Raw genomic sequence first — 17,748 nt, 5'->3', positions numbered from 1 at the left:
GCACGCTTTCCTAGCGTAATCTGGTTCATCGGTGCTAAACGCCAAGATCACGGTTTTGTCCGCTCGGCGTCACGGCACAAGCGCATGAGATCCCCAGGTCGTTCCGCTGTATAAGGAATACGGGTTGATTTCTGCGCCGTAAGACAATGAAACGTCGAGTAGAAGTGAGTACCCACGTGGTGTACGCAATTGTCCGCGCTGGCGGCCACCAGGAAAAGGTTTCCGTTGGAGACCTCATTACCGTTGACCGTCTTCAGGCTGCCGAAGGCAGCTCCATTGAGCTTCCGGCCCTGCTGCTGGTGGATGGCGAGAAGGTAACTTCCGCTGCTGCCGATCTGGCCAAGGTCAAGGTCACCGCCGAGGTCGTTGAGAACCTCCGCGGTCCGAAGATCGTCATCCAGAAGTACAAGAACAAGACCGGTTACAAGAAGCGCCAGGGCTTCCGTGCCGCCTTGACCAAGGTCAAGGTCACCTCGATCGCCTAATTTCTGGCGTATCGTAGAGATCAAGAAAATTTGTAGCGAAAGAGGTTTAAGCTATGGCAAGTAAGAAAGGTGCGAGCTCGACCAAGAATGGTCGCGACTCCAACCCGCAGTTCCTGGGTGTAAAGCGCTTCGGCGGCCAGGAAGTCAACGCCGGCGAGATCATCGTGCGCCAGCGTGGCACCCACTTCCACCCGGGCAACGGTGTGGGACGTGGCAAGGACGACACCCTGTTCGCCCTGACCGCCGGTGCGGTTGAGTTCGGCACCCGTCGTGGTCGCCGCGTGGTGAACATCGTTTCTGCCGCCTAGTTCTAGGCACCAGGCAAAACTTTTTAGTACGCCAAGGGGTGGGTCGGATTACCGGCCCACCCCTTGCGTGCGTTTCGCTAAACTTAATGGCGAGTGTCTTTTGCACCGCCAGAACCAAGGAGAAGAACCCCCGTGGCTTCATTCGTTGACCGCGTCACCCTGCATGCCACCGCCGGAAACGGCGGACATGGGTGCGTGTCCATCCGACGCGAGAAATTCAAGCCCCTCGGCGGCCCCGACGGCGGCAACGGAGGCAACGGCGGCGACATCATCCTCGAAGTCTCCCCACAGGTCACCACGCTGCTGGACTACCACCACCTGCCGCACCGCAAGGCCAGCAACGGCGAACCGGGCAAGGGCGGGCTGCGCCCGGGCAAGCAGGGCGTGGACCTGGTGCTGCCGGTCCCGGCCGGCACCGTGGTGAAGAACCGTGCCGGGGACATCCTGGCCGACCTGATCAACCCGGGGGACCGCTACCTGGCGGCCGCCGGCGGGCAGGGCGGGCTGGGCAACGCCGCCATCGCCTCGGACAAGCGCAAGGCCCCGGGCTTCGCGCTGCTGGGCATCCCCGGCCAGGAGCAGGACGTGGTCCTGGAGCTGAAGTCCGTGGCGGACATCGCCCTGGTCGGCTACCCCTCGGCCGGCAAGTCCTCGCTGATCGCCGCGCTGTCCGCGGCGCGTCCGAAGATCGCCGACTACCCGTTCACCACCCTGGTGCCGAACCTGGGCGTGGTGCAGGCCGGGGAAGTGCGCTACACCGTGGCCGACGTGCCCGGGCTGATCCCCGGCGCCTCCGAGGGCAAGGGGCTGGGTCACGAGTTCCTGCGCCACGTTGAGCGCTGCGCCGCGATCGTGCACGTGCTGGACTGCGCGTCCCTGGAATCGGAGCGCGACCCGATCACCGACCTGGAGGTCATCGAGGCCGAACTGGCCGCCTACGAGGTCGACTCCTCCTACGCCGGGACCGACGGGACCATCATCCCGCTCAGCGAACGCCCCAAGCTGGTGGCGCTGAACAAGGTCGACATGCCCGACGGGCAGGACATGGCCGAATTCGTGCGCCCCGAACTGGAAAAGCGCGGCTACCGGGTGTTCGAGGTCTCGGCCCTGTCGCGTAACGGATTGCGCGAACTGTCCTTCGCCATGGCTGAATTGGTGGAGGAGGAGCGCGCCAAGCTGGAGCACGCCGCCCCCGTGGTGGAGGTGCCGGTGGTTCGCCCGCGCTCGGTGAACCGCCAGGAATTCACGATCCGCCGCGAGGAGCAGAACCTGGAACCGCTGTGGCGGGTCATCGGGGAGAAGCCCGAACGCTGGATCCTGCAGACCGACTTCTCCAACGACGAGGCCGTGGGCTACCTGGCCGACCGGCTGAACCGGCTGGGCGTGGAGGACGCACTGTTCAAGTCCGGGGCCCGCCCCGGGGACGCGGTGGTCATCGGCGCCGAGGACAACGCGGTCGTCTTTGACTGGGAGCCGACCATGGCCGCCGGGGCCGAGCTGCTGGGCGGTTCGCGCCGCGGCGAGGACGTGCGCCTGGAAGACCGCAGCCGTCCCACCCGCGAACAGAAGCGCGCCGAGCACGAGGAACGCAAGGCCGCCAAGGCCGCGGCCCGCGCCGAACTGGAAGCCGAGCGCAAGGCCGGGATCTGGACCGAAAGCGTGCAGGGCAAGAACGCCCGGCGCGCCGCGGCCGAGACCGGGCAGACCGAGGAAGACTAGCACCGGCCCGCCACGGGCCGCAGGAACCAGGCAGGGGAAGAACCACCTTCATGAGCGTACGTGCCACCAAGACGCTGTCGGCCATCACCTCCCGCCACCAGCTGCCGCAGGCGCAGCGGCTGGTGGTCAAGGTCGGCTCCTCCTCGCTGACCACGGTGGACGGCGGGATCTCGCACGAACGGCTCTCCGCCCTGGTGGACGCGCTGGCCGCCACCGTGAAGGCCGGCACCGAGGTGGTGCTGGTTTCCTCCGGTGCGGTCGCCGCCGGGCTGGCCCCGCTGGGCCTGGCCAAGCGCCCCAAGGACCTGGCCACCCAGCAGGCGGCCGCCGCCGTCGGCCAGGGCCTGCTGCTGGCCCAGTACACCACCGAGTTCGCCGCCCACGAGCTGACCGTCGCCCAGGTGCTGCTCACCGCCGATGACCTGCGCCGCCGGCAAACCTACACGAACGCGCTGCGCTCCCTGGTGCGGCTGCTGAACCTGGGGGTGCTGTCGATCGTGAACGAAAACGACACGGTGGCCACCCACGAAATCCGCTTCGGGGACAACGACCGGCTCGCCTCCCTGGTCGCCCACCTGATCAAGGCCGACGCGCTGCTGCTGTTCTCCGACGTGGACTCCGTGTACGACGCGCACCCCCGCCACGGCGGGCAGCGCATCGCCCTGATCAAGAACCCCAGCGAACTGGAGGCCGTGAACCTGGGCACCCCGGGGGAGGCCGGGGTGGGCACCGGCGGGATGATCACCAAGGTCGAGGCCGCGGTAATGAGCTCCTCCTCGGGCATCCCGGCGCTGGTGACCAGCGCCGAGAACGCGGCCGACGCGCTGGCCGGGAAGGACGTGGGCACCTGGTTCGCCGCCCGCAACACCCGCCGTTCGGCACGCGACGTGTGGCTGGCCCACCTGGCCAAGCCGCAGGGCAAGCTCTACATTGACGCCGGAGCCACCCGGGCGGTGTGCAGCGGGGAAAACTCGCTGCTGGCCGCGGGCATCACCGCCGTGCACGGTGAGTTCGAGGCCGGGGACGCGGTGGAGGTCTGCAACGAGCATGGCGCCGTGCTGGCCCGCGGGCTGGTCAACTACGCCTCCCACGAGCTGCCGGCCATGCTCGGACGCACCACCAGCCAGCTGGCCACCTGGCTGGGTGAAGGTTACGAACGGGCCGTGATTCATGTCGACGATCTGGCCTTGGTCTAGGGCCAATTCCTATCATGGAGGCATGAGTCTGCATGCCGCCACCCCCGCCAACGACCAGGGCCAGCACGCCACCGACGCCGCCGCCGGCCAGGGCCAGGACGTGACCGAACAGGTCTACCGCCTGGCCGACCGGGCCCGGAAGGCCTCACGCCTGCTGGCGCGCGCCAACCGGGACTGGAAGGACCGCGCCCTGCGCCAGATCGGCGCCACCCTGGACGCCAACCGCGCCTCCATCCTGCAGGCCAACGCCAAGGACCTGGAGGCCGGGCGCGCCAACGGCACCTCCGCTGCCATGCTGGACCGGCTGAAGCTGGATGAAGCCCGCATCGACGGACTGATCGGCGCACTGGAGGAGCTGGCCGGACTGCCGGACCCGGTGGGCACCGTGCTGCGCGGGGAAACCCTGCCCAACGGGCTGCGCATGCGCCAGGTCAGCGTGCCCATGGGCGTGGTCGGCACCATCTACGAAGCCCGGCCGAACGTGACCGTGGACATCGCCGGGCTAGCCCTGAAAAGCGGCAACGCGGTCCTGCTGCGCGGCGGTTCGGCCGCCCTGAACTCCAACCTCGCATTGGTCGGGCTGATCCGCGACGCCCTGGAGAAGGTCTCGCTGCCGCGGGACATCGTGATCTCCGTGGATGAATACGGACGCCCCGGAGCCGATGCCCTGATGGGGGCGCGCGGCAAGATCGACGTGCTGATCCCGCGCGGTGGACGCGAACTGATCCAGCGGGTGGTCACCACCGCCAAGGTGCCGGTCATCGAGACCGGTGAAGGCAACGTGCACATCTTCATCGACGAGTCGGCGGACACCGACACCGCAGTGGACATCCTGCTCAACGCGAAAACCCAGCGCCCGAGTGTGTGCAACACCGTGGAGACGCTGCTGATCCACCAGGACGCGGCCGCCGGACGCAGCGTGCTAAAGGAGCTGTCCAAGGCCGGGGTGCGCCTGCACACCGACCCGCGCGCCGCCGAGCTGGCCGAGGGCCTGGACCCGGTCCAGGCCGATGAGCAGGACTGGGCCAACGAATACCTGGACCTGCAAATCGCAGTGAAGGTCGTGGACGGGATCGATGAGGCCATGGAGCACATTGCCGAATACTCCACCGGGCACACCGAGGCCATCATCACCAGCAGCCTGCAAAACTCCGAACGCTTCGTGGCCGAGGTCGACTCGGCCGCGGTGATCGTCAACGCCTCCACCCGCTTCACCGACGGCGGGCAGCTGGGCTTGGGCGCCGAGGTGGGGATCTCCACCCAGAAAATGCACGCCCGCGGGCCAATGGGGCTGGCGGAGCTGACCACCACCAAGTGGATCGTGCAGGGCGACGGGCACATCCGCAAATAGTTTCTGCAACCTGTTTTCGGTACGATGTAGAAGAACAAACTATTCACAAACGATCGATGGCAGGCCGTTGATCACCAAGAATATCTGGAGAGTTAGTTGAACGCGCTGAACCTGGCTACCGCAGCCTCCACCTCATCCCTCTCAGGCGAGACCTGGGCACTGCTGATCGGTGTGGGCATTTTCGTCGCGCTGATGGTCGGCCTGCTGATCACCATGTCGTACACCAACGTCGGCAACCGCCACCAGGTGAAGCCGGAACCGCACGACATCCACCGCCAGACCAAGGTGCACGAGACCAAACACTAGGCCCCGGTGAATTCAACAGCACAGCACCGCCCATTCCGCCTCGGCGTGATGGGCGGTACTTTTGACCCCATCCACAACGGCCACCTCGTCGCCGCCAGCGAAGTCGCTGCCGAATACGACCTGGACGAAGTGGTGTTCGTTCCCACCGGTGAGCCATGGCAGAAGGCCGACCGGAAGGTCACCCCCGCCGAGCAGCGCTACCTGATGACCGTGATCGCCACCGCGTCCAACCCGCGCTTCACCGTCAGCCGCGTCGACATCGACCGCGAGGGGCCGACGTACACGATCGACACGCTGCGCGACCTGCGGGCCGAACGCCCCGAGGCCGAACTGTTCTTCATCACCGGCGCCGACGCAATGAGCCAGATCATGAGCTGGAAGAACGCCGACGAACTGTGGAATCAGGCACACTTCGTGGGGGTCACCCGTCCCGGGCACCAGATGCCGGAAGTCGCACAGTCCAGCGCCTCCGAACTGGAGATCCCGGCACTGTCGATCTCCTCCACGGATTGCCGGGCCCGCGTAGGACAGGGAAAACCGGTATGGTACTTGGTGCCGGATGGTGTGGTGCAGTACATTGCAAAATATGGGCTCTATACCGAGTCGCAGCCTGAAAGTGGCACCCAAAACACGGCATAATCACTTGGTAAGGGTGCATGCAGAAGTCTACGCGGTCGGGAGAAGGACAGGATGAGCGATAACACGCAACCGGCTTCAAGCCGGCGTGCTTTGCGTGAAAAGCGTCGGGCGGAAATGGAGGCCCTGCTGGCCAACAGCAAGGCCGAGCAGGAAGCCAGGGAACAGGCAGCCCGTGAAGAGGGCGCCGATTCCAAGAAGGCTCCGCAACCCGCCGCAGCCCCAGGGAAGCAGACCCCTCGGCCTTCCTCCACCTCCGGTTCGAACACCTCGAAGCCCGCTTCGGGCGCAAAATCCACACCGCAGAACGCACCTAAGACCGGTGAGGCACCCAAGAAGCCTGCCAACAAGAGCGGCGCCGCCAAGCCTGCCGAGGCCAAAAAGGACACCGCCAAGAGCGGTGCAACCCAGCAGCACGCCAAGCCTGAGGCGGCAAAAAACGCTGCCGAGAATCCGGTTGCAACCAAGCCGGCGGCCACGAAATCCTCTGCTCCCAAGCCTGCAGTTGCCAAGCCCGCCTCGAAAACGGCGGATGCCAAGACCCCGAACGGGAAGCCCACTGACGCCAAGGCCGGGGACTCCAAGCCTGCCGCCCAGTCAAGCGAAAGCGAATCCGGCGACTCGGCGGTGGGGGAGCGCGCGTCCCTGCGTCGTGCACGTGACCGCGAAGCGCTGCGTGAGCGCCGTCGGCTGCAGGAGGAAGTCTCCCAGCTGACCAACCACGTTCCCGCCGTTGAGCCCGGGGATGACCCGAAGCCGCTAACGCGCCGCCAGCTGCGTCTGCAGGCCCTGGCCGAACAACAGAAGGCGGAGAACACCGGGACAGCCAAGCCGGTCCCGGTCAAGCCCCAGAATTCCAAGCCGGCCAAGGACGAGGACTCCCCTGAAACCACCGTTATGAGCGTGGAGGAGGCCCTGGCGGCCCGCCGTGAAAGTGCCCCCACGCCGCCAGTGGACCCGAACCTGCTGCGCGATGACGACAACGACATCGATCTGGAAGTTCTCGCCCACCAACGCGAAATGGCGGCCCGCGCCGCCATCATCTCCCGCCGTGCGGCCGAACGCGAACGCCTACGTCAGCAGAACGCCAAGGCCGGACAAGAAGCTCCCGCCTCGGATCCCTTCACCGGCGCGATGGGCAACATCAGCGAACTTGAGGACAAGGTCTCACGTTCGGGGGTGCCCAGCCCAAAGACCGAGAGCGTGTCCCTGGACCTGGATTCCACGGGCAAGATCGCCCCGGCCAAAAAGCCGGCGGACAAGACCGGCAAGAAACCGGAGGCCAAGCCGGACAGTAAAGCCCCGGCGAAGGAAGCGGCCAAGCCCGCGCCCAAGCCTGCGGCACAGAAGCCGGCAGTGAAGAAAGCCATGCCAGCGGCCAAGCCGAAGCCCAAGGAAGAAGAGCAGGCCACCTCGGCCCAGGCCACTTCGGGCGACCCGGTGCAGATGCCGCGCGTCGACGCCGTCAGCGCCCAGGGACTGCAGCCCCTGGACGCCCAGACGGCTGGCGTGCGCCGCGCCAACAACATGTTCCTGGCCATGATTGCGGCCCTGGCCGTGGGCGGGATCGCATTGGTTGTCGGCATCATCATGATGCTCAACAACTAAGCTGCGTCCATCGACTATAATTGAGCTGACTTAATTCATCGTCAAGGAGACACTCCAATATATGGGCGCACACGCTGATTCCATCGCACTTGTTCACGCTGCCGCACTGGCCGCCAGCGAGAAGAAGGCCGAAAACCAGGTCGCATTGGATGTTGCCGACCGCCTGGGCGTGACCGACGCCTTCCTGATCGTCTCGGGATCTTCCGAGCCACAGGTCAATGCCATCGTGGACGAAATCCAGGCGAAGCTACTGGAAAAGTTTGACCTGCGCCCAGTACGCCGCGAAGGCTTCGGCATGGGCCGTTGGGTCCTGCTGGACTACGGTGATGTCGTGGTGCACGTGCAGCACCAGGAAGACCGGGTGTTCTACGCGCTGGAACGCCTCTGGGCCGATTGCCCGGTTATCGATCTGCCGACAGAGGTCGCTCAGGAACAACACTAGGTTTGGATTTGCGTCTGAGTCGGCAACTCACTTATGATTATTGAGTTGCCTGATGAGGGCGGCAAACCTTTCGGGGGTATGGCGCAGTTGGTAGCGCGTCTGCATGGCATGCAGAAGGTCAGGGGTTCGAATCCCCTTACCTCCACCATAAGAGGCTTACTGCAATCGGCGTCCTCGTAAAGGCCGCTTGGCAGGTCAAGCCATAAATTAGATAGTTCAGCCAAGCCGCCCTTCGGGGCGGCTTTTGGCGTTTCTGGGCCGCTGTGGCGCGCAGTTTCGGCCTGAGCCGTATTGCGCGCCAGCTCAGGAGTTGCGCCCGCTAAAACGGCCTCCCAGCCGCGTTCGGCGGCCAGGAGCTCTCGCAGTGGCGAGCGGATGTCGTCGCCGACCACCTCGTCGTGGGCGACGTAGACGTGGGCGAAGATCGCTTGATTGAGCTTGCGGCGGGTAGCTTCGCTGGCGTGGAGATACAGCTCGTAGGGGTTTTCAAGCAGATCGATGTGCGCGTTGAGGAACTCTCGTCCGCTGGAGAGATCACCGTGTACTTGGCTGAGTTGCTCGGTGGCTCGTTGCCGGTCGCGGGAGATCTCCCGGAGCCGCTGGCGGATGCGTTCCTGCGGGAGCGGTCCATCGGCGGCCAGATCGAGGAGGTTGTCCTCTTTGACGCTGAGCTGGGCCAGCTGGTCTTCCAGGTTCTTGCGGAGCAGTTGCTGCGTGGCAGCCTGATCGTTCAGGGCACCCTCGACGTGGCTGCGCACGGCGGTGACGAATGCCGGGCTGAGGCGAATCGTCTTGTAGTGTTCGGCGATGGCGTCTTCGACGCGGTCGATCGACGAATAGGGGGCGTCGCAGGTGTGGTCTTGTACGCCTCGGCAGAAGAAGTACCCATAGTCGGCGTTGCCGTGCCGGCCGGTGGTGCGCTGAGGATCATGCGTCGGTTGACGTGCTGTTCGAGGCGGCATTGTCCGCACCAGATGGTGCCTTTGAGGTAGTGGTCGTGCCGCTTGCGGCGTTCGCGGGAGTAACCACGTTCGTCCATCAGTTGCTGTACCCGGTTGAACAAGTCCTCCTCGATGAGCCGTTCGTGCCTGCCGGGGTAGGTTTCCCAAGGGCATTGTGATCACGGCCGATGTGAAGGCTCCGGACGAACTCCGGGACTTCGACACCGTGGCGTACTTCGCTGCCGTCGCAGGTCGGCCGATGAATGTCATCCCGACCCCTGAGCTCGGCGTGGCGGTAGTCGCGGGCGCGGAGGTAGCACAGATCGTCCCGCGCGCAGGAGGGTTCCTGATGGTAGACGATGGTGAGGCCGCAGAGGCGTTTCCGGTCAATTGTTCTGTTGCCTTCGAAAAACGGGTTATTTCGGGTGGGTCGCGATGATCAGTGCCAGGAACGCCAGGCTCAGGGCGACCGGCGTCATGACGAATCGCTCTGGCTTTGACCGCGAAAGGGCATTCATCAGGGTGCCGAGGGTGAGGTATCCGAACACCACCCACATTGCGATGTGGGAGAAGCCGCTTGGGAATAGGTTGATCGCGCCGCCTGCGTCAAGCGCCAGGGCGGCGATGAAGCCGTAGACGAGGATGGATGCGGCCGACGCGATGCGGTAGCCGAGCGGCAGCTTCCCGGCGTGTTGCCCTCCCCAGGCCAGGCGTCCCCAAGGCGTACCGAGTGCAAGTGTGACCTGGAATGCGATGAGCAAGGCAACGAGCCCGACGAATAGACTCAGAGCGATCATGGTGGCAACGGCACTCATCAGAGATGAACTCCCGACGGCCATGTGGACACGTTCTGGTGTATGAGGGGGGTGTCTTCGCGCATCGTCCCATCGGCGCGACTGACCGTAGGCGTCAGGATCTGCTGCGCCTCGGGGTTGTCCTGCCAGTGGGCGTCGTCCGCTTCGGCGTAGATGGTGACGATGAATCTATCCGATTTCCTGTTGTTTATATTCTGTTTATGAATATGCGGGTATCAACGGCAATTTACAAGAGATTATCGTTGTGTAATTAACATCATTTCCGAACCGACCATTGACGAAATGGCGAACGCCGTCATAATCAGACGTCACTCGTTCCTGTTCTGCGGTTTGAACGTGATCCACCGAGGATCGCGGGCCGCACGCATGAAGGAGGTCTCGCCGTGAGCGAGCAGATACCCGCGACGGCGGGAACTGGCAATGCCGCCTACAAGGTACTGTCGGTGCGGACGAGCGAGGGCACCCGAGCGCAGCTCGAAGTGCTCGCCCAGCTCAACGAGCGCAGCGTGACCGAGGAAACCCGGATCGCGCTGGAATATTGGGTCGAGAAGTCGAAGTCCGACCCTGAGGTACTCAAACGTGCTGAGCAGGTGCGCGCTGAGATTGAGCGCGATGCCGAGACAAAGCGCAACGCGATCAATGCTGTGCTTGGCAGCAAGCCAACCCGCACAGCCAAGCAGGCTTCCCCGCGGGACGCTTGACCTTCCTAATAAATAAGCGGCGACCGCGCCCGGCGGAGAAAAGCAAGACATTCTCCGTGGGGCGGTTGCCGCCAAACCCCTGAGATCATTCCACTTTTAGTTGTTTGCGCCAGCCGCTAAAACGCATTTAAGTAACTGCATGAATATGAGATAATGAGAACAGATCGCAGCTTTCTGGTAGAGCTCTATGCAGCTCCCAGCTGTGGCACTACAGCGACTCTTGATGGCGCGGCACGTTCTAAGTGTCGGTGGCCACCGGTAGCGTAGTAATTGGAACCACGAGCACAACGTAAGACGCGCAGTTGGCGCGAAGGAGACACAACCCAGATGAAAATTTCCGGCACAATGTGGTCGCATAGAGCGAAACCCACCGCGGTGAGCGACAGCACTTGCATTCCAGGAGCCATTCGATGACCCCGTCGGTGCCGGACGAGACGCAAGACCCACACGAGGAACTGCTTGCCCAGCTCCGTGACCTCGTGCCCAGCGCTTTCCTCGACGGCGAGCTTGACCGAGATGCCCTGCTTGGCGCGCTGGGGCTCGACGATCCGTCGAAGACTGCCTTCTCCTTCAGTTGGCCAGGCATCGAGCAAGCACGCCAAGACGCACGGACGCCCACCACAGCGACGCTTGTTCCCGATGCCGAAGACTCCCTTAACTGGCCTGATGCTCGCGACGTCCTGATCGAGGGCGACAACCTTCAAGTACTCAAGCTCCTGAAGAACGGGTACTCGCGTTCGGTCAAACTTGTTTACATTGACCCGCCGTACAACACCGGCGACACCTTCACGTACAACGATGACTTCGCCGTGCCGGAGAAGCAGTACCTTGAGGAGACCGGCCAGCTCGACGAACAAGGCAACGCCACGACCAGCCGGATCGAGGCTCGTGGGCGTAAGCATGCTCCGTGGCTGACCATGATGTTCCCTCGCCTTGCGCTGGCACGTCACCTGCTGCGCCGCGACGGCGTGATTCTCGTTTCTATCGACAACAACGAGGTCCACCACTTGCGACTCCTGCTCGACGCCGTGTTCGGCGCCGAGAACTTCGTTGACATGATGACGTGGCAGGGCGGACGAAAGGGTGACGCCAAACTCACCGCTGGTGGGCAGGACTATGTCCTCGCATATGCGCGAGATCTCTCTCATCTCAAGGCGAATGACGTTCGCTGGCGCGAGCGTAAGAGTGGTCTCGATGACGTATACGCAAAAGAACGCGAACTCTTGGAGCGTCACGAGGATGACTACGTGGCTGCGCGTGGGGAGCTGCGCGAATGGTTCGCGTCGCTACCTGATGGCAACTCCGCGAAGCAACACTCGCACTACGATCACATTGACGCTGGAGGTGTATGGACGTCGGACAACAGTGCAAGTCCCAATTATCGCGAGAACCTGATTTATGAATTTAACGGCTACGCTCCTCCCGAAAAGGGGTGGCGATACGAACGAGCGACAATGGAGCGTATGGATGCTGAAGGACGGCTCCTTTACCCGAATGGCGGCCGTGCGACCCGAATCAGGATCAAGAAGTATCTTCACAATCAGGAAGAGTGGGCGCCTGCATCGACGTTCTCTCGCGATCGAAGTGGTGCTTCCGGAGCGCTTGATCGGCTCATGGGAGCAAAAGTTTTCGACGACCCGAAGAGCACTGACGTGCTTGCCCGCCTCTTCCACGCCATCACTGATGACGGTGACCTTATCCTCGACTTTTTCGCGGGCTCCGGCTCCACAGGCCAGGCAATTTGGGAGCAGAACCCTAAGGACGGCAAGACTCGTCACTGGGTGCTGGTACAAATCCCCGAGAAGGCGAACGCCGCAGAGGAATCCGGTAAGAACGCCATTGCTGCAGGATACGAGACCATCTTCGAGGTGACAGCTGAACGCTTGCGCCGAGCGGCGGCTTCGCTACAACAAGACACGCTCGATGCCGCGCAGCTGGGTCTGCGGATTTTCCGCACTCGCCCGACGAATCTTGTCATCGAGAAACCGCTGTTCGCGATGCCGGAGATGACCGGACAGGGTTACCTGACCCAGGTACTCGACCACACGGCGGGCGCCCCGGTGGTGGATGGTGCAAAGCCACTTGATGTCGCGTGGGAGGTGGCGCTCAAGGCCACGGGAACTAAACTCGATGCGCGCGTGGCGACGCATGATGTGGACGGTGTGACCGTCTATGAGTTCACGCCGACTGAGGACAAGTCATCCACCGGGCGGCTTCTGATCTCGCTCGACGCGTTTTCGCTGGCGACGGCGGATGCGCTGAGCCTCAGTGACGATGACACCCTGATTCTCCGCGGTGATCAGGTCGAAGACTCCGTGACGCTGACGCTTGCGCCACGGTTGCAGTCAAAATTGATCCTTCTGGAGCGGGTGCCTCGTGAAGTTTCGCTTTGATGATCAGCCGCACCAGTCGGCCGCCGTCTCCGCGGTCGTCGACCTGTTTGAGGGTGCCTTGGTGCCGCCACGCGATGCACTTGCTGGGCAGGCACCGGGCGCTGACGGCCATACTGGCTTCACGCTGGAAGGCGCCGTCCTCACGGACAATTTGAAGGCGGTAACCACCCGTGAGGCCGTCGACCCCCAGACTCAACTCGAACTGCTCGCGGAGACCGATCTTGAGGATACGGATCGTGAGTTCCCGAACTTCTCGGTCGAGATGGAGACCGGTACAGGTAAGACGTACGTCTACATCTCAACGGCACTGCGCCTGGCTGAGCTGTATGGGCTGCGCAAGTTCGTGATCCTTGTCCATTCCATCGCGATCCGTGCAGGCGTGGTGAAGACGTTCGAGCAGACCGAGGAGCACTTCCGACTGAAGTACCCGGGTGTTCCGTACAAGTGGGGCGTGCTGGGTGAAAACTCTGCGCTAAACGATTTCACCGAGCCTTCGGGCACTGTGCAGTTTTTGGTCGCGAGCGTGCAGGCGCTTGACAAGCCGGACACGAACACGCTCTACGCCAGCGCCGAACAACCACAGCTCTGGGGAGACTCGCTCAGCGGCGTTCAGCAGATCGCGAAGGCACGCCCGGTTGTGCTGATCGATGAGCCACAGAACATGGCGACGCCGCTGCGCCGCCAGGCGATTGCCACCCTGAACCCGCTGGTTGCGCTGCGCTACAGTGCCACCCATAAGGAGCCGTTCAACCTGGTGCACCGGCTTGGCCCGAAGCAGGCTGCCGAGGCCGGATTGGTTAAGCGGGTCTCGGTCAAGGGCATCGTCGCGGGTGAGGACGGAAAACCGTACGTTCGACTTGATAAAGTTCGCAGTGTCCGTAAACGTCTGATGGCGGAGTCCGTCATCGACAAGGCTGGCGGCACGCGCGCGCCGGTGGTGTTGCAGAACGGAACTGACCTTTTTGAAGAGTCTGGCGGTCTGCAGCAGTACCGCGGCCTGGTGGTCGACAGTATTGAACGCAAACCAGACCGAGTTATTTTCGAGAATCAGGTCGTCGTTCATGTAGGACGCGAGATTGGGGTGGATGCGGCTGCCGTCTGGCGCGACCAGATCCGCCACACGATCCGCACCCATCTGGCCCGCCAGGGTCAGATTGACTCAATAAACCGTGGCGTCAAGGTGCTGTCGCTCTTCTTCGTTGAACGCGTGGCCGACTATGCCGGTGACGAGGCGATACTGCCAACGATGTTCGATGAGCTGTTCCGTGAGGAGTGGCTGCGGGCAGGCAATCCCGAGAGTGAAATGCCCGACCCCACGGAGCTGCGAGTCGCCTACTTCCCGTCGACAAAGACGGGCATTTTGAAGGACACCTCTGGGCGAGTAGCGGATGCCGAGCTGGAGGCGCGGGCGTACCAGGAGATCATCGCCAACAAGGAACTCATCCTTGACCGCGCGAACCCGCGCGCGTTCATCTTCTCCCACTCCGCCCTCAAGGAAGGCTGGGACAACCCTAACGTCTTCCAGGTCGGCTTCCTTCGCCATACCCGATCGGAATTGGAGCGCCGCCAGCAGATCGGTCGCGGTCTGCGCCTTCCGGTCGACCAGTCCGGTCACCGCGTGATGGACCCTGCGATTAATCGGCTGACCTTGATTGTCGACGAAGCGTTCTCCGAATTCCGCGACGGCCTGAACGCTGAGTACAGCGCTACGGGCGGCGGCTCCGGCGAGGATGGCCCCGAGATTGACAACGCAGACAACGAGGTCATCGTACGGCGACGTGCTGCTCTTTTCGACAGCCCTGAGTTCGCCGAGCTCTGGCGACGTATTCGTTACAAAGCTCGGTACCGTGTTGCGATCGATTCTGACGCACTGAGTATCGTTGTCGCCGCGTCGGAGCACCTGGCCGATCTTGCGTTTATCGAGCGTCGTGCAAATGTGGTGCAGTCAGCGGATCTTGTCTACGACGATGCGGGGCACGTCATCACGGCGGACTCCGCGGTGGCTGAGTCACGCGGTGAGCGTATCGTTGTCGTGGGGCAGCGTCTGCCGGACGTCCTGCAACTCATCGAAGACCAGCTCCAGTACGGCAAATTCCCGCTACAGCTCACCCGACCGACTGTGGCCGGGATCGTACGCGAGATCCTGAATTTTCCCGGGCGCGATTACGCCAGGCATGTCCTCGACGACCCTGATCGTTGGGCACGGATCGTGGCGAATGCCATCCGCATTGAGACGATCGAGCAGATGGTTCGGGGCATCAATTATGAGCCTATTGATGAATCTGAGTGGTGGGACGCTGAAGTCGTGTTCCTCGAGGTTGAATCCAAGAATCCACCGCAGCCGCTGCCCGGAGACCTTGACCCAAAGAACGGCGTGATCGCCTCGCCGGAGGGTGGCACCAACCTTTATGACCACGTGGACTACGACAGCCACGTCGAGCGCGCCTTTGCCGCACAGCTCGAGAACAACGGTGAGCACGTAAGGCTCTTCACGAAGCTGCCGCGCCGATTCCGAGTGCGCACGCCCGTCGGGGAGTACTCACCGGACTGGGCCATCGTTTACAACGAAAACGGCACCCAGCGGCTGTACCTCGTCCGCGAAACCAAGGACACCCGCAACCTCGCTGATCTCGACTGGGACGAAGCAATGCGAATCCGCTTCGCGGAGCGCCACTTCGACGCCGCCCCAACGGGTACGGTCGATTACAAACATACAACGGACCAAGCTGGCCTGCTGATTGGCGGTCTTGCTGATGGTGAAGAAGGAGGGGTCACATGACCGGGTCCTACCCGCTCTGGTCGGATGAACCGGCAACTCAGGATCTGCTGGCCTTTCGTGCCGTGGCGGAGACGGCTGCAGATGCGATCTTCGACGACGGGCTCGATCCCTTAGCAATCGGTCTCTCCGGCGCTTGGGGTAGCGGCAAGACCAGCGTGCTTGAGTTGATCAAGTCCGAGATCACCACGCGTTCGGGGGATAACGGCCACAAGGTGCTCGTTATCCCGACGCAGCCGTGGCTCTATGACCCGGCAGTTGGGCCAAAGGAGAGCCTCATCGCCGAGGTGCTGGGCGCACTCGGCAGGAAGTTCAACGAGGCAGACCCGGTCGGAAAGGCCGGTCTCGATGCCTTCAAGAAGCTCGTTCGCAAGGTGAACTGGTCGAAGGCGGTCAAGATGGCAGCGCGGACTGCTATCACGATGCAGCTGCCGGATATCGACGACGTCTTCGGGCTCGTCAGTGATGAGCCCGAGAGCCTCGACAGCGAGAAGGGCATGGCTGCCTTCCGTGAAGACTTTGGGAAGCTCCTGGCGGATCCCGCGCTGGGGCACCTGTCGCGTGTGGTGGTGCTCGTCGATGATCTCGACCGTTGTCTCCCAGACACCGTGGTCGAGACGCTTGAGGCCATCCGTCTATTCCTCTCGGCTGAGGGAATGTCGTTTGTCATCGCGGCCGATGAGGACCGCGTAGCGGAAGCAATTCAGCAGAAGTTCAAGACGGCTGCGCCAAATAATGGGGACGAGGATCCCGCCAAGCTCTATCTGCACAAGATAGTCCAGACAACCATCCCGCTTCCCGCGCTGAGCCGATTCGACACCGAGGCGTATCTTTTCCTGCTATTGGCGAAGACCGAGCTTGGCAGCGACGAGGCGGCATACGCGGCCTTCGTCGCCAGGTGCGACGAACTGCGTATTGACGGTGGCGGCTTGGACGACCTGGAGGTCGAGGAAGGCAGCGTGCTGGCGGAGCATCTCGTTACTGCCACACGACTGACGCCGATCCTCTACGAGAAGTTCCATGGCAATCCACGACGCATTAAACGGTTCCTGAACGACCTGAATGTGCGCCAGGCAGTCGCTCGGCGTCGTGGGTTCAAGCTGGAACCGGATGCAGTTGCCAAGCTCATGGTCTTGGAGCGCATCCTCACCGACGACTTCAAGACCGTGCTCGGCTGGCTTGCCTCGAACCAGCTGCGCGACAAACTCGATGCGCTCGACATCGCCGCCAACGGCCGCATTGAGGAGACCAAAGAGGCGACGCCCGAACCGTCCGAGGACAAGTCCCCGAATGCACTACCAGTCAAGAAGAAGTCTGCTGCAGCTCAGCCGGAGCAGGAGCCTTCGCGTGACGACGACTTCAGCGACACACTGCGACGCTGGGCAAAGCTCCCACCCGTGCTCGATGCCTCGGCGATCTCGGGGTACCTCTACCTGGCGGCGTCGTTCGCCAAGATCGAGGTCATCGACACCGGGCTACCCGAGCGTCTCCGCGACCTTGCGGTCGCACTGACCTCGAGCCTCAAACTCGACCGCGCGGGCGTCACCGACGACACTCTGAAACTACTGCCGGAAGGCGACGCCCAGATCCTGGTCGACCATCTTGGACGTCGAACTCGTGACCAACCGAGCCTGCAGAAGTTCGCCGTTGAGAGTATACTCCGCCTTGCCGCTCAGCAGCCCAGCACGTCACCGAATGTGGTTGCGGCGCTCAAGGGACTTCCCGCAGCGAACGTCGAACCCGCAACGATCATCAAGCTGCGACCGCTGGATCAGACGGTCTACCGACCAGTGCTCGACGCCTGGAAGGTTGGCTCGGACGACCAACAGCTCCAGGCGTCGGTCGGCATAGTCGAGAAGGCGTGGGGTGGCAATGGGAACTAGCGGCTCATTTGGCGGCAGCGGCGGCAAAGACGCGGGCGACCTCCGAGACAATATCGCGGCATGGCTTGATGCCACAGACGAAACTGGTGGTACCGACGGAACCAACGCTGGCAACACAGACGCGGCAGACCAACCCTCTGATCCGAAGCGCCCTGGAATTCCCGGGCAGGCGCCGAGGGTTGACCTCG

15 protein-coding genes and 1 tRNA gene are annotated in these 17,748 nt (G+C 63.0%); 15 read left to right on the top strand and 1 reads right to left on the bottom strand.

Annotated elements, in window-relative coordinates; genetic code table 11:
• Nucleotides 1-176: 176 nt before the first annotated feature.
• The 11 genes from rplU (at nucleotide 177) to GcLGCM259_RS08230 (ending at nucleotide 9,043) form a co-directional block, all read left to right on the top strand.
• On the top strand, nucleotides 177-485 hold the full coding sequence (gene rplU / locus GcLGCM259_RS08280) for a 50S ribosomal protein L21 (RefSeq protein ID WP_138927211.1): 309 nt from the start codon (nucleotides 177-179) through the stop codon (nucleotides 483-485).
• 53 nt (nucleotides 486-538) lie between these two features.
• Nucleotides 539-793: a 50S ribosomal protein L27 gene (gene rpmA, locus GcLGCM259_RS08275; RefSeq protein WP_054821895.1), complete on the top strand. Its 255-nt coding sequence runs from the start codon at nucleotides 539-541 to the stop codon at nucleotides 791-793.
• A 132-nt stretch (nucleotides 794-925) separates the two neighbouring features.
• Complete coding sequence (gene obgE, locus GcLGCM259_RS08270) at nucleotides 926-2,512, top strand: GTPase ObgE (RefSeq protein WP_138926317.1); 1,587 nt, start codon at nucleotides 926-928, stop codon at nucleotides 2,510-2,512.
• Between the two features lie 50 nt (nucleotides 2,513-2,562).
• Nucleotides 2,563-3,708 (top strand): glutamate 5-kinase, encoded by a 1,146-nt coding sequence (gene proB, locus GcLGCM259_RS08265; protein WP_138926316.1) that lies wholly within the window; start codon nucleotides 2,563-2,565, stop codon nucleotides 3,706-3,708.
• A 22-nt stretch (nucleotides 3,709-3,730) separates the two neighbouring features.
• Entirely contained in the window at nucleotides 3,731-5,059 is a 1,329-nt protein-coding gene (locus GcLGCM259_RS08260; RefSeq protein WP_175419365.1) for a glutamate-5-semialdehyde dehydrogenase, read from the top strand.
• 96 nt (nucleotides 5,060-5,155) lie between these two features.
• Nucleotides 5,156-5,365 (top strand): hypothetical protein, encoded by a 210-nt coding sequence (locus GcLGCM259_RS08255; RefSeq protein ID WP_138177654.1) that lies wholly within the window; start codon nucleotides 5,156-5,158, stop codon nucleotides 5,363-5,365.
• Nucleotides 5,366-5,413: 48 nt separating this feature from the next.
• Nucleotides 5,414-6,004, top strand: a complete 591-nt coding sequence (gene nadD / locus GcLGCM259_RS08250) for a nicotinate-nucleotide adenylyltransferase (protein ID WP_175419364.1) — start codon at nucleotides 5,414-5,416, stop codon at nucleotides 6,002-6,004.
• Nucleotides 6,005-6,055: 51 nt separating this feature from the next.
• Nucleotides 6,056-7,609: a hypothetical protein gene (locus GcLGCM259_RS15705; RefSeq protein WP_138926314.1), complete on the top strand. Its 1,554-nt coding sequence runs from the start codon at nucleotides 6,056-6,058 to the stop codon at nucleotides 7,607-7,609.
• 61 nt (nucleotides 7,610-7,670) lie between these two features.
• Nucleotides 7,671-8,051, top strand: a complete 381-nt coding sequence (gene rsfS, locus GcLGCM259_RS08240) for a ribosome silencing factor (protein WP_138926313.1) — start codon at nucleotides 7,671-7,673, stop codon at nucleotides 8,049-8,051.
• A gap of 72 nt (nucleotides 8,052-8,123) precedes the next feature.
• Nucleotides 8,124-8,199, top strand: a tRNA-Ala gene (locus tag GcLGCM259_RS08235).
• 250 nt (nucleotides 8,200-8,449) lie between these two features.
• A complete protein-coding gene (locus GcLGCM259_RS08230) occupies nucleotides 8,450-9,043 on the top strand; it encodes a hypothetical protein (RefSeq protein ID WP_175419363.1) in 594 nt (197 codons plus the stop codon).
• Between the two features lie 365 nt (nucleotides 9,044-9,408).
• Here GcLGCM259_RS08230 and GcLGCM259_RS08225 read toward each other — a convergent pair whose 3' ends face one another.
• Nucleotides 9,409-9,807, bottom strand: coding sequence for a hypothetical protein (locus tag GcLGCM259_RS08225; protein ID WP_246049480.1), 399 nt, complete (start codon nucleotides 9,805-9,807; stop codon nucleotides 9,409-9,411).
• A 383-nt stretch (nucleotides 9,808-10,190) separates the two neighbouring features.
• On the opposite strand from GcLGCM259_RS08225, the gene GcLGCM259_RS08220 reads away from it, so the two are divergent.
• From GcLGCM259_RS08220 to GcLGCM259_RS08205, 4 genes are all read left to right on the top strand, one after another.
• The gene (locus tag GcLGCM259_RS08220; protein WP_138926311.1) at nucleotides 10,191-10,508 is read left to right on the top strand and encodes a hypothetical protein; all 318 of its coding nucleotides are present in this window, start codon (nucleotides 10,191-10,193) and stop codon (nucleotides 10,506-10,508) included.
• 410 nt (nucleotides 10,509-10,918) lie between these two features.
• Nucleotides 10,919-12,901, top strand: a complete 1,983-nt coding sequence (locus GcLGCM259_RS08215) for a site-specific DNA-methyltransferase (protein ID WP_138926310.1) — start codon at nucleotides 10,919-10,921, stop codon at nucleotides 12,899-12,901.
• Nucleotides 12,885-15,680: a restriction endonuclease gene (locus GcLGCM259_RS08210; RefSeq protein WP_138926309.1), complete on the top strand. Its 2,796-nt coding sequence runs from the start codon at nucleotides 12,885-12,887 to the stop codon at nucleotides 15,678-15,680. Before GcLGCM259_RS08215 ends, GcLGCM259_RS08210 begins: the two co-directional genes overlap by 17 nt.
• The gene (locus GcLGCM259_RS08205; protein WP_138926308.1) at nucleotides 15,677-17,560 is read left to right on the top strand and encodes a KAP family P-loop NTPase fold protein; all 1,884 of its coding nucleotides are present in this window, start codon (nucleotides 15,677-15,679) and stop codon (nucleotides 17,558-17,560) included. Before GcLGCM259_RS08210 ends, GcLGCM259_RS08205 begins: the two co-directional genes overlap by 4 nt.
• The last annotated feature ends 188 nt before the right edge of the window (nucleotides 17,561-17,748 follow it).

Source organism: Glutamicibacter creatinolyticus, assembly GCF_006094275.1.
In the GTDB taxonomy this organism is placed as follows: Bacteria; Actinomycetota; Actinomycetes; order Actinomycetales; family Micrococcaceae; genus Glutamicibacter; species Glutamicibacter creatinolyticus.
This window is presented reverse-complemented; position numbering and strand designations above follow the sequence as displayed.